This window comes from Streptomyces sp. NRRL F-5126, from assembly GCF_000721265.1.
In the GTDB taxonomy this organism is placed as follows: Bacteria; Actinomycetota; Actinomycetes; order Streptomycetales; family Streptomycetaceae; genus Streptomyces.
The window spans coordinates 246,357-261,685 of the sequence record NZ_JOFZ01000003.1; the positions used below are offsets into that span (position 1 = coordinate 246,357).

Annotated in this window: 13 protein-coding genes; 7 read left to right on the forward strand and 6 right to left on the reverse strand. The window is 73.8% G+C overall.

The genetic code is table 11. The features are described from left to right. Window positions 1-59: 59 nt before the first annotated feature. Both IH48_RS0107575 and IH48_RS36895 read right to left on the reverse strand, forming a co-directional pair. Window positions 60-1,802, reverse strand: a complete 1,743-nt coding sequence (locus IH48_RS0107575; protein WP_030900857.1) for a pyruvate dehydrogenase — start codon at window positions 1,800-1,802, stop codon at window positions 60-62. Between the two features lie 108 nt (window positions 1,803-1,910). Next, complete coding sequence (locus IH48_RS36895; RefSeq protein WP_051839333.1) at window positions 1,911-3,122, reverse strand: protein phosphatase 2C domain-containing protein; 1,212 nt, start codon at window positions 3,120-3,122, stop codon at window positions 1,911-1,913. 1,346 nt (window positions 3,123-4,468) lie between these two features. Here IH48_RS36895 and IH48_RS0107585 point away from each other — a divergent pair. From IH48_RS0107585 to IH48_RS0107595, 3 genes are all read left to right on the forward strand, one after another. Further along, window positions 4,469-5,473 carry a helix-turn-helix domain-containing protein gene (locus IH48_RS0107585; RefSeq protein ID WP_030900861.1) on the forward strand — a complete coding sequence of 335 codons (1,005 nt, stop codon included), beginning with the start codon at window positions 4,469-4,471 and terminating at the stop codon, window positions 5,471-5,473. A gap of 64 nt (window positions 5,474-5,537) precedes the next feature. Then, window positions 5,538-6,011 carry a DUF456 family protein gene (locus IH48_RS0107590; RefSeq protein WP_030900863.1) on the forward strand — a complete coding sequence of 158 codons (474 nt, stop codon included), beginning with the start codon at window positions 5,538-5,540 and terminating at the stop codon, window positions 6,009-6,011. A gap of 128 nt (window positions 6,012-6,139) precedes the next feature. Further along, the gene (locus tag IH48_RS0107595) at window positions 6,140-7,828 is read left to right on the forward strand and encodes an amidohydrolase (RefSeq protein WP_158710260.1); all 1,689 of its coding nucleotides are present in this window, start codon (window positions 6,140-6,142) and stop codon (window positions 7,826-7,828) included. 3 nt (window positions 7,829-7,831) lie between these two features. On the opposite strand, the gene IH48_RS0107600 is transcribed toward IH48_RS0107595, so the two are convergent. Beyond that, window positions 7,832-8,590: a DUF3152 domain-containing protein gene (locus IH48_RS0107600; protein ID WP_107059262.1), complete on the reverse strand. Its 759-nt coding sequence runs from the start codon at window positions 8,588-8,590 to the stop codon at window positions 7,832-7,834. 321 nt (window positions 8,591-8,911) lie between these two features. On the opposite strand from IH48_RS0107600, the gene IH48_RS0107605 reads away from it, so the two are divergent. Further along, complete coding sequence (locus tag IH48_RS0107605) at window positions 8,912-9,601, forward strand: response regulator transcription factor (RefSeq protein WP_030900871.1); 690 nt, start codon at window positions 8,912-8,914, stop codon at window positions 9,599-9,601. 25 nt (window positions 9,602-9,626) lie between these two features. On the opposite strand, the gene IH48_RS0107610 is transcribed toward IH48_RS0107605, so the two are convergent. Next, the gene (locus tag IH48_RS0107610) at window positions 9,627-10,997 is read right to left on the reverse strand and encodes a bifunctional transcriptional activator/DNA repair enzyme AdaA (protein WP_030900873.1); all 1,371 of its coding nucleotides are present in this window, start codon (window positions 10,995-10,997) and stop codon (window positions 9,627-9,629) included. A gap of 103 nt (window positions 10,998-11,100) precedes the next feature. After that, entirely contained in the window at window positions 11,101-12,222 is a 1,122-nt protein-coding gene (gene rsgA, locus IH48_RS0107615; protein ID WP_030900874.1) for a ribosome small subunit-dependent GTPase A, read from the reverse strand. Window positions 12,223-12,533: 311 nt separating this feature from the next. Here rsgA and IH48_RS0107620 point away from each other — a divergent pair, with 311 nt between their 5' ends. From IH48_RS0107620 to IH48_RS0107630, 3 genes are all read left to right on the forward strand, one after another. Further along, window positions 12,534-12,980 carry a MarR family winged helix-turn-helix transcriptional regulator gene (locus IH48_RS0107620; RefSeq protein WP_030900876.1) on the forward strand — a complete coding sequence of 149 codons (447 nt, stop codon included), beginning with the start codon at window positions 12,534-12,536 and terminating at the stop codon, window positions 12,978-12,980. 67 nt (window positions 12,981-13,047) lie between these two features. Next, window positions 13,048-14,397: an MFS transporter gene (locus tag IH48_RS0107625; RefSeq protein WP_037841328.1), complete on the forward strand. Its 1,350-nt coding sequence runs from the start codon at window positions 13,048-13,050 to the stop codon at window positions 14,395-14,397. Window positions 14,398-14,468: 71 nt separating this feature from the next. Beyond that, window positions 14,469-15,026, forward strand: a complete 558-nt coding sequence (locus tag IH48_RS0107630; protein ID WP_030900880.1) for a cysteine hydrolase family protein — start codon at window positions 14,469-14,471, stop codon at window positions 15,024-15,026. On the opposite strand, the gene IH48_RS0107635 is transcribed toward IH48_RS0107630, so the two are convergent. Further along, the gene (locus IH48_RS0107635) at window positions 14,980-15,321 is read right to left on the reverse strand and encodes a YkvA family protein (protein ID WP_030900882.1); all 342 of its coding nucleotides are present in this window, start codon (window positions 15,319-15,321) and stop codon (window positions 14,980-14,982) included. The two genes, IH48_RS0107630 and IH48_RS0107635, sit on opposite strands and share 47 nt — an antisense overlap. Window positions 15,322-15,329: the final 8 nt, after the last annotated feature.

Here is a 15,329-nt window from a genome sequence, read left to right on the forward strand (position 1 = left end):
CGGCGTCACGGCCGGCCCCCACGGCGCGGCCCGCCCGGCGGCGGGTCGCACACGCACGCTCAGGGGCGTGGGACGTTGCGCAGGTTCGCGCGTGCCATCTGCACCATCCTGCCCACCCCGCCGTCGAGCACGATCTTGCTCGCGGACAGCGCGAACCCGGTCACCATCTCGGCGCTGATCTTCGGCGGAATGGACAGGGCGTTGGGGTCGGTGACGACGTCGACGAGCGCAGGACCCTTGTGCCTGAACGCGTCCTTGAGCGCCTTGGGCAGGTCCTTGGGCTTCTCGACGCGCACGCCGTAGGCGCCGGCCGCCGTGGCGATCGCCGCGAAGTCGGGGTTGCGGTTGGTCGTGCCGTACGACGGAAGACCCGACACCAGCATCTCCAACTCGACCATCCCGAGCGCCGAGTTGTCGAACAGCACGACCTTCACCGGCAGGTCGTGCTGGACGAGTGTCAGGAAGTCCCCCATCAGCATGGAGAACCCGCCGTCGCCCGACATCGACACGATCTGCCGGTGCCTGTCGATGAACTGGGCGCCGATGGCCTGCGGCAGCGCGTTGGCCATGGAACCGTGGCTGAACGAACCGATGACCCGGCGGCGGCCGTTGGGGGTGAGGTAGCGCGCCGCCCAGACGTTGCACATGCCGGTGTCGACCGTGAAGACGGCGTCGTCGTCCGCCACCTCGTCCAGCACGGACGCCACGTACTCGGGGTGGATCGGCACGTGCCTTTCCACCTTGCGGGTGTACGCCTTGACGACGCCCTCCAGCGCGTCGGCGTGCCGCTTGAGCATCCTGTCGAGGAAGCGCCGGCTCTTCTTCTCCGCGACCTTCGGGGTCAGCGCGGTCAGCGTCTCGCGCACGTCGCCCCAGACCGCGAGGTCGAGCTTGGAGCGCCGGCCGAGGTGTTCCGGGCGGATGTCCACCTGGGCGATCTTCACGTCGGTGGGCAGGAAGGCGTTGTACGGGAAGTCGGTGCCGAGCAGGATCAGCAGGTCGCACTCGTGGGTGGCCTCGTAGGCGGCCCCGTACCCGAGGAGCCCGCTCATCCCCACGTCATAGGGGTTGTCGTACTGGATCCACTCCTTGCCCCTGAGGGCGTGCCCCACGGGCGACTTGACCTTCTCGGCGAACTCCATCACCTCGGCGTGCGCGCCGGCCGTGCCGCTGCCGCAGAAGAGGGTGACCCGGTCGGCCCCGTCCACCAGGCGGGCGAGCTTGTCGATCTCCGCCTCTCCCGGGCGTACGGAGGGGCGCCCGGTGACCAGGGCGTGCTCCGGGGCGCGGTCCGGGGCGGGCGCCGCGGCGATGTCGCCGGGAAGCGTCACCACGCTGACGCCCTGCCGTCCGACCGCGTGCTGGATCGCGGTCTGCAGGACCCTGGGCATCTGGCGCGGGTTGGAGATCATCTCGTTGTAGTGGCTGCACTCCTCGAAGAGCGCCGAGGGGTGCGTCTCCTGGAAGTAGCTCGTGCCGATCTCGGCCGACGGGATGTGCGAGGCGAGCGCGAGCACGGGCGCCATCGAACGGTGCGCGTCGTAGAGGCCGTTGATGAGGTGGAGGTTGCCGGGCCCGCAGGAGCCGGCGCACGCCGCGAGCTTGCCGGTGATCTGCGCCTCGGCGCCCGCGGCGAAGGCGGCGGCCTCCTCGTGGCGCACGTGGACCCAGTCGATACCGGCGGTGCGCCGGATGGCGTCGACGACGGGGTTCAGGCTGTCGCCCACCACCCCGTACATGCGCTCGACGCCCGCTTTGACGAGGATCTCCACGAACTGCTCGGCGACGTTCTGCTTGGCCATGCCTGCGCGCCTTTCCCTGCGGCGAGTACCTGCTCTGTCGGGTGGACGTGGGACGTGGTGCCCGTGGTGTCCGTGATGGGGATTCCATCAAACACACGCACGAGGACGTTACGCCTCCCAGACCGCGGCCGCCGTGCGGTCGTCGGCGTACCCCTTGACGCGCAGCTGCACGTCGGCGAGGAACTCCACCAGGGCCGGAGCCTCGGGTGACGACCAGCGCGCCGAGAGCGCCCCGGCGAGCCCTGGCTCGCCCCGCAGCGGCTCCGCGAGCCCGTCGCTGCACAGCAGCAGCATGTCGCCCGGGTTCGCCCGCGACGCGTGGAAGCGGAACGGCTGCGCCGGAGGTGCCAGGGGTCCCTCGACGAAGGGCGGGCGGGGCTGCGGGATGTCGAAGTCGATGGTGAGGCCCGCGTCGTCGGGCGCCTCCCACCGGCCGCCGTCCGGGCTGTGCCCTTCGTCGGGCGCTCCGGGCGCCACCGTGTCGGCGGCGGTCGGCAGGCCCGGCTCCAGGTCCTCCCACTCGTGGTCGCGCAGGCGGAACAGGCCGCCCGTGCCGACGCCGAAGAACACCCGCAGCCGGGCCCTGGGGTCGGCCGGCAGCAGGAGGCAGCGCATTGCGGCGCAGTACGCGGCCTCGTCGAGGCCGAGCTCGGCGGCGCGGGCGCGCAGCTTGCCGTACGTACGGTCGGTGAGCCTGTGCAGCCCCGACGCGAGGGCGTCCGTGCGGCCGTCCTTCATATCCTCGGCGAGGCGGAGGTGGCTGCGGCCCACGGCCTCGCCGATCCAGCTGCAGGCGTCGGCGGCGGCGCGGTGCGCGCCCTCGGCCGCGCGGGCGCCCGTCGCGACGACCACGAGCACCAGGGCGTCGGCGCCCGCGCCGAACCGCGCGGTGACGAGCGCGTCCCGCCGCGGCTCGCCGCGATAGCGCGCCGAGTCCCCGCGCACCGAGGCGGCCCGCAGCGTGCAGGTCCCGTAGCGCGCCCCGTCCAGCACGCTGTCCGGCACGAGCCGCCCGATCTCCTGGGGTGAGGCGAGCGGCAGGGCAGTGGGCTCGGGGTCGTACGTCGGCGGCCTGAACCCGACGAAGCCGACCCGCGGCCGCGGGGAGCCGCTCGCGACCGGCTCGTCGCCGGCTGCGGGCGGCAGCGGGACGTCAGGGGCCTCCGCGGGTGCGCCGGGCGGCGCGTCGCGAACCGGTTCCCGGCGCGGCAGCGGCGGGGCCGCCTGCCCGGGCTCCTGCCCGGGCCCGGGCGCCGGCTCCGGCGCGGGATCGCACTCCGGCTCGGAGCCGGCTTCCAGGCCCGGTTCCGGTCCTGACACGCCCCCCTCCTGCGAGCCGGCGATCCACTTCGGGGCGAGACCTGACGCCGGCTCGGGCCCGGGCCGAGATTCCGGTTCGGGCCGACGCGGCGGCTCCGGCGCGAGGCCGAGCCCCGACCCGGGGGCAGACTCAGGGCCGGGACGGGACGGCTCCGACCGAAGCCGAGGGTGCGACCCCGACTCAGGCTCCGGCTCGGGACCTGGCCCCCGCACGGGGCGAGGCAGCGGCCCCGGCCGGCGTTCCTGCCGCGGCGCGTCAGCCCCTTCCGGGGCGGGATCCGACATCTGCCAGGGCCCAGGCCACGGTTCCGGACGTGACGGCGGCTCCGGCGCGAGGCCTCGCCCCGACTCAGGATCGGCTTCCGAGCCGGGACGAGGCAGTTCCGGCCCAGGCCGAGGATGCGGCCCCGACTCCGGCTCCGGCTCGGGACCTGGCCCCCGCACGGGGCGAGGCGGCGGCCCCGGCGCGGCCCCGCGCCCCGGCTCGGGGACGGGTTCCGGGCCAGGGCCGGACGGTCCTGGCCCGGACTCAGGGTGCGGGCCCGGCGGCCGCTCCGGGGCCGGCTCGTACCGGGAGTCCGGCTCGGGTCCTCGCTGCGGGGCCGGACCGGGCCGCGGGCCCGCGCCGGGGCCGGACTGCGGTTCAGACGGCGGTTGCGGCACGGACCCCGGTGACGGCGGTCGGTCCCGCTCCGGCGTGCGGCTCGGCTCCGTCGTGCCGTCCGGTGCGGCGGGAGGGGGTGGCTGGCCCGCGGCGCCGGGTCGCTGCGGGGCGGGCTCTTCCCACCAGGCTCTCGGGCGCCCCCGGGGCGCCTGTGCGGGGGCCGCGACCGCGTGCGCCGCCGACGCGAACCTGTCCTCCAGCGTGTCGTCGGCCGCCTGGGGCTCGGCGCCGGCACCCGCGCCCGTGTCCGTCGAGCCCTGGTCGTACAGGCGGCTCCACCAGTCGTCGTCAGCGGATGGGCCGGGTCGCTCCCCCTGCTTGCTCATGCCCCTAATCCTCGACCGCGCACGGCGCGCGAAAACGGGCATGGGGAAAATGAGGACCGGCCGGTGCGCGGGGGCGCGTGCGTGGGCGCGGCGAGGGCCGTCGTCACGCCCGGCGCCCGGCCGCGGCCGGCCGGTCGAAGTCCGCCGTCGCACCCCCACCCCCCACGGGAAGGACGCGCGGCAGACACTTCGGAGGGGCATATGACCGTGGTACACAGCTGCTCCGACCCCGCCCACCTTGGCAGAGTTACCGGCTGTACAGGCACGATGTATGCGGCGGCTTTACGCCGTGGCCGTTTTCCGCCACCGCCGTAAGGCCGCCGGAGGACGAACGCAGAAACTGGGGAGGGATCCGCGTGCTCGGTGCCATAGGACTCGACGGGGAGCAGGAGACCGCGTACCGCGCGCTGGTGGCGATCGGTGCGGCGGACGCCGCGGAGCTCGCCGGCCGGCTCGCGCTGCCCGAGCGCGACATCGAGACGGCCCTGCGCCGGCTGGAGCGGCACGGGCTGGCAGCTCAGTCGCCGGCGCGTGCGGGCCGCTGGGTCGCGGCACCGCCGTCCCTGGCGCTCGGCGCGCTGCTGACCCAGCACCGCCACGAGCTTGAGCAGGCCGAGCTCGCGGCCGTCCTGCTCGCCGAGGAGTACCGCTCCGAGGCCGCGGAGCCGGCCATCCACGAACTCGTCGAGGTCGTGACCGGCGCGAGCGCCGTCTCGCACCGCTTCCTGCAGCTGCAGCTCGGCGCCGCAGAGGAGGTGTGCGCCCTGGTCACCGGCACCCCGGTCGCAGTGACCGGCCGGGACAACAAGGCCGAGGAGACGGCGGCGACGCGCGGTGTCCGCTACCGCGTCGTCATCGAACGCGAGGTGCTGGCGACGCCCGGCGGCGTCGAGGAGCTCGGCACGGCCCTGGACCGCGAGGAGCTGGTGCGGGTCGCCGACCACGTGCCGACGAAGCTGGTGGTGGCGGACCGCGACGTCGGCATGGTGCCGCTGACCGGCCCGTCCGCGCAACCATCCGCGGAACCGTCCGCGCTGGTCGTGCACGGGAGCGGGCTGCTCGACTCCCTGCGCGCGCTCTTCGAGTCCGTGTGGCGCGAGTCCATGCCGCTGGCGCTGGACGCGAACGGCGCGGTGCTGGCGAGCACCCTTCCGCAGCCGGACGGCACGGACCTGCGCGTGCTGTCGCTGCTGCTGGCCGGGATGACCGACGCGAGTGTGGCCAAACAGCTCGACCTCGGGCTGCGGACGGTGCAGCGGCGCGTGAGGGGGCTGATGGAGCTGAGCGGGGCGACCACGCGGCTCCAGCTCGGCTGGCACGCGTACGAGCGGGGCTGGGTGGCACGCGAGGCACGGCGCTGACCTGGGACGGCGACGGCCCGGCGGCCGCTTAGCGGGATCGGCGGACGTCCTGCACGCTTGGCTCATGGACGTGTGGCAGCTGGTGCTGGTCGGCCTGGTGATGCTGCTCGGCCTTCTCGCGGTGCTGGTGCCCGGCGCGCCGGGGCCCGCGATCCTGTGGGCCGCCGTGGCGTGGTGGGCGCTGTCGGACCGGTCCACGTCCGCGTGGGTGGTGCTGCTGGCGGCGACGGCCCTGCTTGTGCTGAACGTCGTGCTCAGACCGCTCCTGCCCTCGCGCCGCAGGGCGGCGCCCCGGCAGAGCCTTGCGATGGGCGGGGTCGCGGCGATGGTGGGCTTCTTCGTCGTGCCGGTGGTGGGCGGCGTCGCCGGGTTCGTGGGGGGTCTCTACGAGGCGGAGCGCAAGCGCCTCGGCAACCGCCCGGACGGCTGGGCCTCCACGCGCAGGCTGATGCGTGGGTCCGCGGCGCCCCTTCTCGTGGAGCTGATGACGTGCCTCCTGACGGTGGGCGCCTGGATCGGGGCGCTCGTCTGGGCGTGAGGACGCCACCCGCTTGGGCGCGGCGTCCACGACACGCGCGGCGCGCCACCCTGCCATACCCTCACAAGGAGGGGCACAGCACAGCATCACTCGTCAATCGGATGTATCGCCGGATCAGAGGGATCGCCATGGCCGAGATCTCCGCCGCCGCGGCCCACGGCGCGGACCACCGCATCGATCTGGTGGTGCGCGACTCCGACGTGCACACCCTGGACGCCGGCAGGCCGCGTGCCTCGGCGTTCGCCGTGCGCGACGGCCGCGTGGTCGCCGTCGGGAGCGACTGGGACATCGAGGCGCTCGTGCAGCCCGGCACACGGGTCGTCGACGCGGGCGGCCGCACCGTGATGCCCGGGCTGGTCGACGTCCACACGCAGCTCGGTTCTGGCGGGCGTGCGGCCGTGTGGGAGCTGACGCTGCCGCCGCTCTCCGGTGTGGTGGAGATCCTCGGCGCCGTGCGGGACAGGGCCGGCACGCTCGGCCGCGACGAGTGGGTGGTGGGCGGCGTGGTGGTCGGCCCGCTGTTCCAGGCGGTGGGCAACGCCGCCATGCTCGCCGCGCTCGACGAGGCGGGCGAGGGGCGGCCCGTCATGCTGCGTGACGACTCGCTGCGCCACCGCTGGGTCAACTCCCGTGCGCTCGAAGTCATGGGCGTGGACGACGCGACCCCTGACCCTGAAGGGGGACGGTACGTGCGGGACGCCGGGGGCCGCGCCGTCGGGTTGCTGCTCGGCGCGGCCTCCGCGGAGGCGGAACGCGCGGTGGAACGGGCCGCGCCCGACCCGCACGACCGGGATCCGCTGTCGGCCCGCACGGGGGTGGCGATCCTCAACTCGGTAGGGGTCACCGCGATGCAGGACGCGGCGACGACGGAGCGGTGGCTGGACGTCTTCGCCGGGCTCGACCGGTCCGGCGGGCTGAACGGCTGGGTCGTCGGGTCGCTGCCCGCCGGGGAGCCGGCCGGTCCTGAGCACGGCGGCTCCCTGCTCGACGCCGCTCCCCGGCACAGGTCGCCGCACGTGCGGCCGGACTTCGTGCGCGCACGCCTGGGGGACGGGCCCGGGCCGGCGCGGACGCACGCGCGTGCGTCCGGCGGGTGCGACGGCGGCGGCTGCTTCGCCGGCGACGAAGCCGTGCTGTCCGGCGAGGAGTTGGAGCTGCTGCTTGAGGAGGCGGTGGCGCGGGGACTGCACGCGAAGGTGCACGCCGCGCGGGACGGCTCGGTGCGACGGGCGCTCGACGCGGTGCGCGTGATGCGCACGCGGCACGGGGACGGGCCGGTGTTCCACATCGCGCACCCCGAGTTCGTGGGCAGGGACGACGTGCCGCGCTTCCGCGAACTCGGGGTGGTGGTGGACGCGTCACCCGTGGAGTGGTTTCCCGACGCGGCGAGCGGCGGGCTCGCCCGTCAGGACGCCGGTGGTGCGGGCGAGCGCCCGTGGCCGCTGCGCGAGTTCCACGAGGCCGGTGTGGCCATCGCGGCGGGCTCCGACTGGCCGGCGGCGACTCCGCTTCCGAACCCTTGGCTCGGCATCGAGACGATGGTCACCCGCCGCAACCCCGACCCGACCTTCCCCGGCGACCTGGCGCACGACCAGGCGCTCGACCTGACGACGGCGGTGGCGGCCCACACGGTGGTGGCCGCGGAGGCGATGGGTCTCTCCCACGAGACGGGACGCCTCAGGCCCGGTCTCTCGGCCGACTTCATCGTCCTCGACCGCCCGCTGTTCGACATCCCCGTGGACGAGATCCACGCGACGCAGGTCGTGCAGACGTGGTTCGCGGGACGCCGGGTCCACGCGTACGACACCTGGTCGTAGGTGTCACGGCACCGACGGGCCCCCGAGGTAGTGGCCGTGGGAGTCGTAGGGCCAGGCGTTGGCCTCGCAGCCGTGCAGCCCGTAGATCTGCTGCATCATCGCGGGCGCGGGCTTGCCGGGTCCCGGGCAGGCCTCGTGGCCGTGGCCGATGCGGTGGCCCACCTCGTGGTTGATGATGAGGGCCCGGTACTCGCCGACAGGGCCCGAGAACTCGGGGGAGCCCGTCTCCCACCGCTTCAGGTTGACCATCACCTGGCTGCCCACGTCGCAGTTGACCTCGCCGTGCGTGTCAAGCCCCGCGGCACCGCAGATGGCGTCGACGGTGTCGGGGCTCGCGATCTTCACCTCGAAGTCGGACGGCCCCGAGGAGACCAGCTGGAAGCCGTCGTGGCCGTTGGTGGTCCAGCCGCGCGGGTCGGCGAGTACGGCCTCGATCTCACGCGCCGCGGACTTCGCCGTGACGCCCGTGCCCTGTTCGACCTCGACCTTGTAGCGACGTATGCGGCCGTGGCCGACCGCGCTGCCGGAGGCCTCGGCCGTGCTGAACCTGCCGGTGCCGGGCTTGTCCCAGTCGACGTGATGGCTCGGGGACGACGACGGCTTCCCCGAGGCGCTCGGAGAGGAGGACGAGGACGCCGAGGCGGATGCCGATGTGGACGGCGAAGCCGGCGCGGACGGCGAGCGCGTCAGGAGCGGCGCGGCCTCCATCGTGGCGTGCGCGGCGGCCGTCTTGTCCGCCGCGCTCTGTCCGCCGCGGCTCATCGCGGTCACCGCCGCGCCGATCAGGCAGGCCGCGACCACCGCGCCGGCCGCGACCAGCCCACGGCGGCCCGACCGCTTCTTCCTGCGGCGCGAGGAGCGCCCGCGGCTCCCCGACCGATGGCCATCGCCCGATTCGTGGGACCGCCTACGCCCCGAACTGGCGTTCTGTCTTTCGTGCATAGCGGTACAGGATGATGGCCATACATGATGACCAATGGGCCAAGCGATAACGGGTACATAACAACACCGGGTGTCCACTCCCCCGCCGAGGCCCTTCCCAGCTGCCGCATCGGCCTCCGGCCGGTCCCGCATACTGGTGCGATGCCCAGAATCCTGCTCGTCGAGGACGACCCGTCCGTACGCCGCGGCCTCGAACTGGCCCTGCGCCACAACGGTCACGAGGTCTTCACCAGCGCGAGCGGCGAGGACGGGCTCGAGCGGGTGCGTTCGGCGCGGCCCGACGTCGTGGTCCTCGACGTCATGCTGCCGGGCACGGGCGGCCTCGAGGTGTGCCGCAGGATCAGGGAGCACGACCAGGTCCCCGTCATCATGGTGACCGGCAGGGGCGATGACGCGGACATCGTTGTCGGCCTGGAGTCCGGTGCGGACGACTACGTCGTCAAGCCCGTCGCCGCGCGCGTCCTCGAGGCCAGGATCCGTGCTGTCCTGCGCAGGCACGGAGCGCCCGTGTCCGACACCGCGAGACCGCGGGCGGAGACGCATGGCGACCTGAGCGTCGACCGGGCGGGGCTCGCGGTCACCCTGCGGGGCGAGCGGATAGCCCTCGCGCCGTCGGAACTGAGGCTCCTGCTGACGCTCTCGGCGTCGCCGGGGCAGGTACTCACCCGCCGGCAGTTGCTCGAAGCGGTCTGGGAGCACGACTACCACGGCGACATACGCCTGGTGGACGCCTGCGTGAAGAGGGTGCGCGGGAAGCTCGGCGAATTCGGCGGCGACGCCCGCTACATCGAGACGGTACGCGGCTTCGGTTACCGGTTCCGTTCCAGGTGAACGCCGTCGCGCGGGGCGCGGCCGCTCAGGCCCCTCCGATGTGACGGGCCGCGTACGAGCGCCAGGGGCGCCACGACTCGTGCGCGCCCTCCGCATCCGGATCGGCGGGCCACACGTCGGGATCGCTGAGCGCCCGCATCCTGATCAGCGCCGCCGTGCGCGCGTCCACTCCCGGCACGGCGCGCAGGGCCCGCTCGGTCTCGTCCCGGTCCGCGCCGGGGTCCAGGCGTACGGCGCCGTCGGCGAGCGCGGTCGCGAGAGGGCCGGCCACGGGGTGGTAACGCAGTTCGCGCGGGCGGGGGAAGAGGCGGGCGCGGACGGGGGCGTCGTAGGGCCACGGCACCTGCTCGCCGTACCCGGCGACGGCGGCCGCGTCCTGGCCCAGTACGAGGCGCAGCGCGTACTCCGCGGGGTCGGCCGCGCCGGGCGAGCGCAGCCCAGGACGGGCGGCGACCAGCGGTGCGAGCCGCGGATCGGCGCCGAGGCGCTCGTCCACGGCGTACGGGTCGGCGTCCAGGTCGAACAAGCGGCGCAGCCGCTGCACGGCGGTCGTGAGGTCGCGCAGGTCGGTCAGGTGGATGCGGGCCTCGAGCCAGCCGGTGTGCGCGAGCGGCCCGGGCCGCACCGGGTGGCGCCGCTCGTCGACCGCGGCCACGCCGGGGCCGTGCGGCAGCCGCAGCGTGCGGCGGTACGTGCGGTTGCCGGGCGTGCCCACCGTCTGCTCGACGCCGGGCAGTTGCTCGCGCGCGAGCAGGTCGAAGACCTCGCGCGCCGCGTACGGGCCGCGGTGGGCGAGCCTGAGCGGGATGCCGGCGCCCGCGGGCGCCCGTACGCCGCCCGCGCCCGCGTCGGCGCGCAGCTCGCTGGGGGTGCGGTCGTAGATCTGCCGGACCGTGTCATTGAACTGCCGGACGCTCGCGAAGCCCGACGCGAACGCGATCTCCGTGACGGGCAGCCCCGTGGTCTGCAGCAGGACGCGCGCGGCGTGCGCCCGCTGGGCTCGTGCGAGCGCGATGGGACCGGCGCCCACTTCGGCGGTGAGCTGGCGCTGCACCTGGCGAGTGCTGTAGCCGAGGCGGACCGCGAGGCCGGGCACGCCCTCGCGGTCCACGACCCCGTCCCCGATCATCCGCATGGCACGGCCGACGACGTCGGCGCGCACGTTCCACTCCGCCGAGCCGGGCACGGCGTCCGGCCTGCACCTGCGGCAGGCGCGGAAGCCGCTGCCCTGGGCGGCGGCCGCGGTGGGGAAGAACCGCACGTTGCGCCGTTTGGGCGTGACCGCGGGGCAGCTCGGGCGGCAGTAGATGCCGGTGGTCTCCACGGCGAAGAAGAACACGCCGTCGAACCGGGCGTCCCGCCCCGCCACCGCTTCGTACCTGGTCGCCTCGTCCATCGCCGCGTGTGTCATGCCGTCCAGTGTGGCCCGGGGACGATCACTCGGCCAGCGGTTTTCGGACACGAAGAGGGGCGCACGGGCGCGGCCCGCGGGATTCCGCTCAGCGGTGGTGGCCGCGGCGTTTCGCCTCACCCGCCGCCCGGCCCTCGGCGCCCTTCGCCTTCCACTCCTTCCTGATCTGCGCCCTGACGTGCGCGTCCGTCTTGGCGATGATCCGCCGGTTCTCGCGCTGGAGCTTGCGGTAGCTCTCCAGCCTGCGGAAGGTGAGGGTGCCGTCCTCCAGGGCGGCGAGCACGGCGCAGCCGGGCTCCGCCGTATGGGCGCAGTCGTGGAACCTGCACCCGCGGGCCAGTTCCTCGATCTCCGCGAAGACCTGCCCGACGCCCGCCTCGGCGTCCCACAGGCCGACGCCGCGCAGCCCTGGCGTGTCGATGACGACCCCGCCACCGGGCAGCGGCAGGAGATTGCGCGTCGTGGTGGTGTGCCGGCCCTTGCCGTCGACGTCCCTGATGGCCTGCACCTCCATCACCTCGCTGCCGCACAGGGCGTTCACCAGAGTGGACTTGCCGGCTCCCGAGGCGCCGAGCAGGACGGACGTGCCGCCGCCGAGCACGGCGGACAGCACGTCGACGCCACTGCCCGTCTCGGCGCTCACGGCCGCCACGGGCACGCCTGGCGCCGACGCCTCGACGTCGTGCACCAGGTGGGCGAGTACCACCGGATCGGGGACCAGGTCGGCCTTGGTGAGGACGACGAGGGGCGAGGCGCCGCTCTCCCAGCCGAGCGCGAGGAAGCGCTCGACGCGGCCGAGGTCGAGCTCGGCCGCGAGCGAGACGGCGATGACCGCGTGGTCGACGTTGGCGGCGAGCACCTGCCCCTCGGACCGCTTGGACGACGCGGAGCGCACGAACGCGGTGCGCCGCGGCAGGTAGGCGCGCACGAAACGGGGGTCACCCGCGGCGTCGACGGCCGCCCAGTCGCCCGTGGTCAGCACGCGGACCGGATCGCGCGGGGTGACGTACGCGGTGTCGGCGTGCACCGGGCCCGCGGCGGTGACGAGGTCGCACCGCCCGCGGTCGACGCGTACGACACGGCCTGCGACGAGCCCCCTTGCCGCGTACGGGGCGAAGTCGGCGTCCCATCCCGCGTCCCAGCCGTAGGGCGCGAGGGGATGCGGGGCGGGCAGGGCAGCGGAGACGGAGGGTTGTGAAGAGGAGGACAAGGGAGATCCTTCGAGAAGGGCCGGGCCGGGAACGCTGGTTCAGCCGGCGGCCACGGGGGTGGTGGTGACCTGGATGCGGGCAGCGCCCTGCGCGGTGACAGTCATCGGTACACACCCCCTTTCCCGAAGTACGCGGCGGCCAGGGAGGCCGCCTGCGGAAGACGTGTCGACGCTACGGCTACGCCGAAGCGTGCGGCAAACCCTTTTTCCGGCGGGCGTCAGGCCGCGGGCTCCACGCTGTGCGCCATATATACAACCCAGCTGTACAGGTGAACTGGACAGCCAACCCTGTAGACATTAACGTGGTGCACATGAGCGAGAACCCGAGCCTGTCGCCGTCGGCGATCCAGGCGTCGCGCGACGTGCGTGCGGTCATCAGCCGTCTGCGGCGCCGGATCCTGAACGCCTCCGAGATCGAGGACCTCACCCTGGGCCAGGCGTCCGTGCTGGCCCGCCTCTCGAACAAGGAGGGGGTCACGGCGAGCGAGCTCGCCTCCGTCGAAGGGGTGCGGCACCAGTCGATGACGGCGATGATCACCTCTCTCGCGGACAGGAGCCTGGTCACCCGCAGCCCCGACCCGGGCGACGGCCGGCGCCTGCTGATCGCGCTCACCCCGGAGGGCCGCCGCCGGGTGGAGGAGGGGCGGCAGGCGAGGACGGAGTGGCTCGCCGGACAGTTGCAGGACAAGTGCACGGAAGAGGAGCGCCGGAGCGTGATCGCGACCATGGCTGTTCTGGAGCGGCTGATACGTGACTGAGACGAAGACGGACGACGTGACCGGGACGGGCGGCAGGCCCGGCTTCGACCGGCGGCTGCTGCCTCCGATGATCCTCGGCTCGGTCCTGAACCCGATCAACTCGACGATCATCTCCGTCGCGCTCATCCCCATCGCCAGGGCGCTGGGCGCGCCGCCCTCCCAGACCGCGTGGCTGGTCTCCGCCCTCTACCTGGCCACCTCGCTCGGGCAGCCGGTCGTGGGCCGGCTCATCGACATCTTCGGGCCGCGCAGGCTGTTCCTGCTCTCCACGGGTCTGGTCGGAGTCGCCGGCGTCGTCGGCACCCTGGCACCGGACCTGGGCGTACTGATCCTGGCGCGCGTCCTGCTCGGTTTCGGCACCTGCGCCGGCTACCCCGCCGCGATGGCGCTGGTGCGCAGCGAGGCCAAGCGCACGGGGCGGGACAGCCCCGGCGGGGTGCTGACGGCCCTTGCGGTCGCCAACCAGACCATCGCCGTGGTCGGCCCGCTGCTCGGCGGCCTCCTGATCGCGGTGGGCGGCTGGCGCGCCACGTTCGCGCTGAACGTGCCACTGGCCGTCGCGGCCGTACTGCTCGGCCTGCTGCGCCTGCCCAAGTCGCCCCCGGCGGCGGATGGGGAGCGGCAGCGCGGGGGCCTGGTGGCACGGCTCGACCTGCCCGGCATGGGCCTGTTCGCCGCGATGCTCACCTCGCTGCTGCTGATCCTGATGGACCTGCACCTGCACAACTGGTACCTGGCGGTGATCGCCGCCGGGCTGGGGGCCGCGTTCGGCGTACGGGAGTTGCGGGCCGCCACCCCCTTCATCGACCTGCGGGTCCTCGGCGGCAACACGCCGCTGCTGGCCACCTACGGGCGCGCGCTCGTCGCCTACGTCGTCGCGTACTCGTTCCTGTACGGCTTCAGCCAGTGGACGGAGGAGGGCTACGGGCTGTCGCCGTTCCACGCCGGCCTTGTCCAGATCCCCATGTTCCTGCTGGCGATCGGCGCCTCGATCGTGTCGGGGCGGCGCCGGGGCGTGCGCGGGAAGCTGCTGGTCGGCGCAGCGGGGCAGATAGTGGCCTGCCTCGTGATGCTGACGCTGACCGGGAGCAGCCCGCTGTGGACGCTGCTCCTCGTCGCCCTGATCTTCGGCGTCCCGCAGGGGCTGAACAATCTGGCCCTGCAGAACTCCGTCTACTTCCAGGCCGATCCCGAGCGCACCGCCTCGTCGGCCGGGCTGCTGCGCACCTTCGCCTACGTCGGCTCGATGGTCGCCTCGTCCGCGACCGCCGTCTCCTTCGGGCAGCGCGCCGACACCGGCGGCATGCACGAACTTGCCTGGGTGATGCTCGCCGCCGGCGTGCTCTACCTCCTGCTGACCGTCTTCGACCGCACGCTCGGCCGGGTGTCGGCGGCGGACACCCGGTCGGCGAAGTAGCCATTCGAACCCGCGCGACTCGCGCGAAACAGCGCCCCAGTGAGCGGCGCCACACAACCGAGAGGCACCACATGTCCAGCACCGCACTCCTGCTCATGGACCTCCAGAGCAGCAACCTCGCCCACACGCCCGACGACTTCCTCCCCCGCGCCGTGCACGCGCTCGGCACGGCACGCGCCGCCGGGGTGCCGGTCATCCACGTGGCACTGCGGCTTCGCCGCGGCCACACCGACGTCCACCCGCGCAACAAGATCTTCGGCGCGCTTCCGCACCACCTCTTCACGGAGGACGACCCCGGCGCCGCGATCCACCCCGATGTCGCGCCCGCCGAAGGCGAGATCGTCGTCCACAAGAACCGCGTCAGCGCCTTCGCAGGCAACAACCTCCGGCAGATCCTCGACGCGCAGGGCATCGACCACCTCGTCCTGAGCGGCATCGCGACCGGCGGGATCGTCCTGTCCACCACTCTGCAGGCCTTCGACCTCGACTACCGGATCACCGTCCTGTCCGACGTCTGCGCGGACCCCGATCCGGCGCTGCACGAGACCCTCGTGGGCGGGCTCTTCGCGAAGCGCTGCGAGGTCACCACCGTCGAGGAGTGGGGGAAGGCCCTGAACGCGGCGTCCTGAGCACTCCCCCGCCGTTCCGCCGCGGGCGTGGCATCGGGGTCGCGGTGAGTGCCCGCAGGGCGACCAGGAGCACGCCGACGTCGTCCAGGTAGACCGGGTCGGGCAGGAGGTCGGTGGGCAGCACGAGGTACACGAGCGCGGCCCAGAAGACCCACCGGCGCCCCGTGGGCAGCCCGGCACTGCGCAGCATCCTCCTGGTGCGTACGAGGCGCACCGCCAGTGCGACCGCCACGGCGAGCACGGCGATCAGCACGGCCGCCACCAAGGCGGCGAGGGGCCACAGGTCGCTGTCCACGCACGATC

Excerpts from the sequence above, each read along its gene's own strand:
- IH48_RS0107605 (WP_030900871.1), top strand. The coding sequence starts at position 8,912 with ATGCCCAGAATCCTGCTCGTCGAGGACGACCCGTCCGTACGCCGCGGC.
- IH48_RS0107630 (WP_030900880.1), top strand. The coding sequence starts at position 14,469 with ATGTCCAGCACCGCACTCCTGCTCATGGACCTCCAGAGCAGCAACCTC.
- IH48_RS0107575 (WP_030900857.1), bottom strand. The coding sequence starts at position 1,802 with ATGGCCAAGCAGAACGTCGCCGAGCAGTTCGTGGAGATCCTCGTCAAA.
- IH48_RS0107620 (WP_030900876.1), top strand. The coding sequence starts at position 12,534 with ATGAGCGAGAACCCGAGCCTGTCGCCGTCGGCGATCCAGGCGTCGCGC.
- IH48_RS0107625 (WP_037841328.1), top strand. The coding sequence starts at position 13,048 with ATGATCCTCGGCTCGGTCCTGAACCCGATCAACTCGACGATCATCTCC.
- IH48_RS0107590 (WP_030900863.1), top strand. The coding sequence starts at position 5,538 with ATGGACGTGTGGCAGCTGGTGCTGGTCGGCCTGGTGATGCTGCTCGGC.
- IH48_RS0107595 (WP_158710260.1), top strand. The coding sequence starts at position 6,140 with ATGGCCGAGATCTCCGCCGCCGCGGCCCACGGCGCGGACCACCGCATC.
- IH48_RS0107610 (WP_030900873.1), bottom strand. The coding sequence starts at position 10,997 with ATGGACGAGGCGACCAGGTACGAAGCGGTGGCGGGGCGGGACGCCCGG.
- IH48_RS0107600 (WP_107059262.1), bottom strand. The coding sequence starts at position 8,590 with ATGAGCCGCGGCGGACAGAGCGCGGCGGACAAGACGGCCGCCGCGCAC.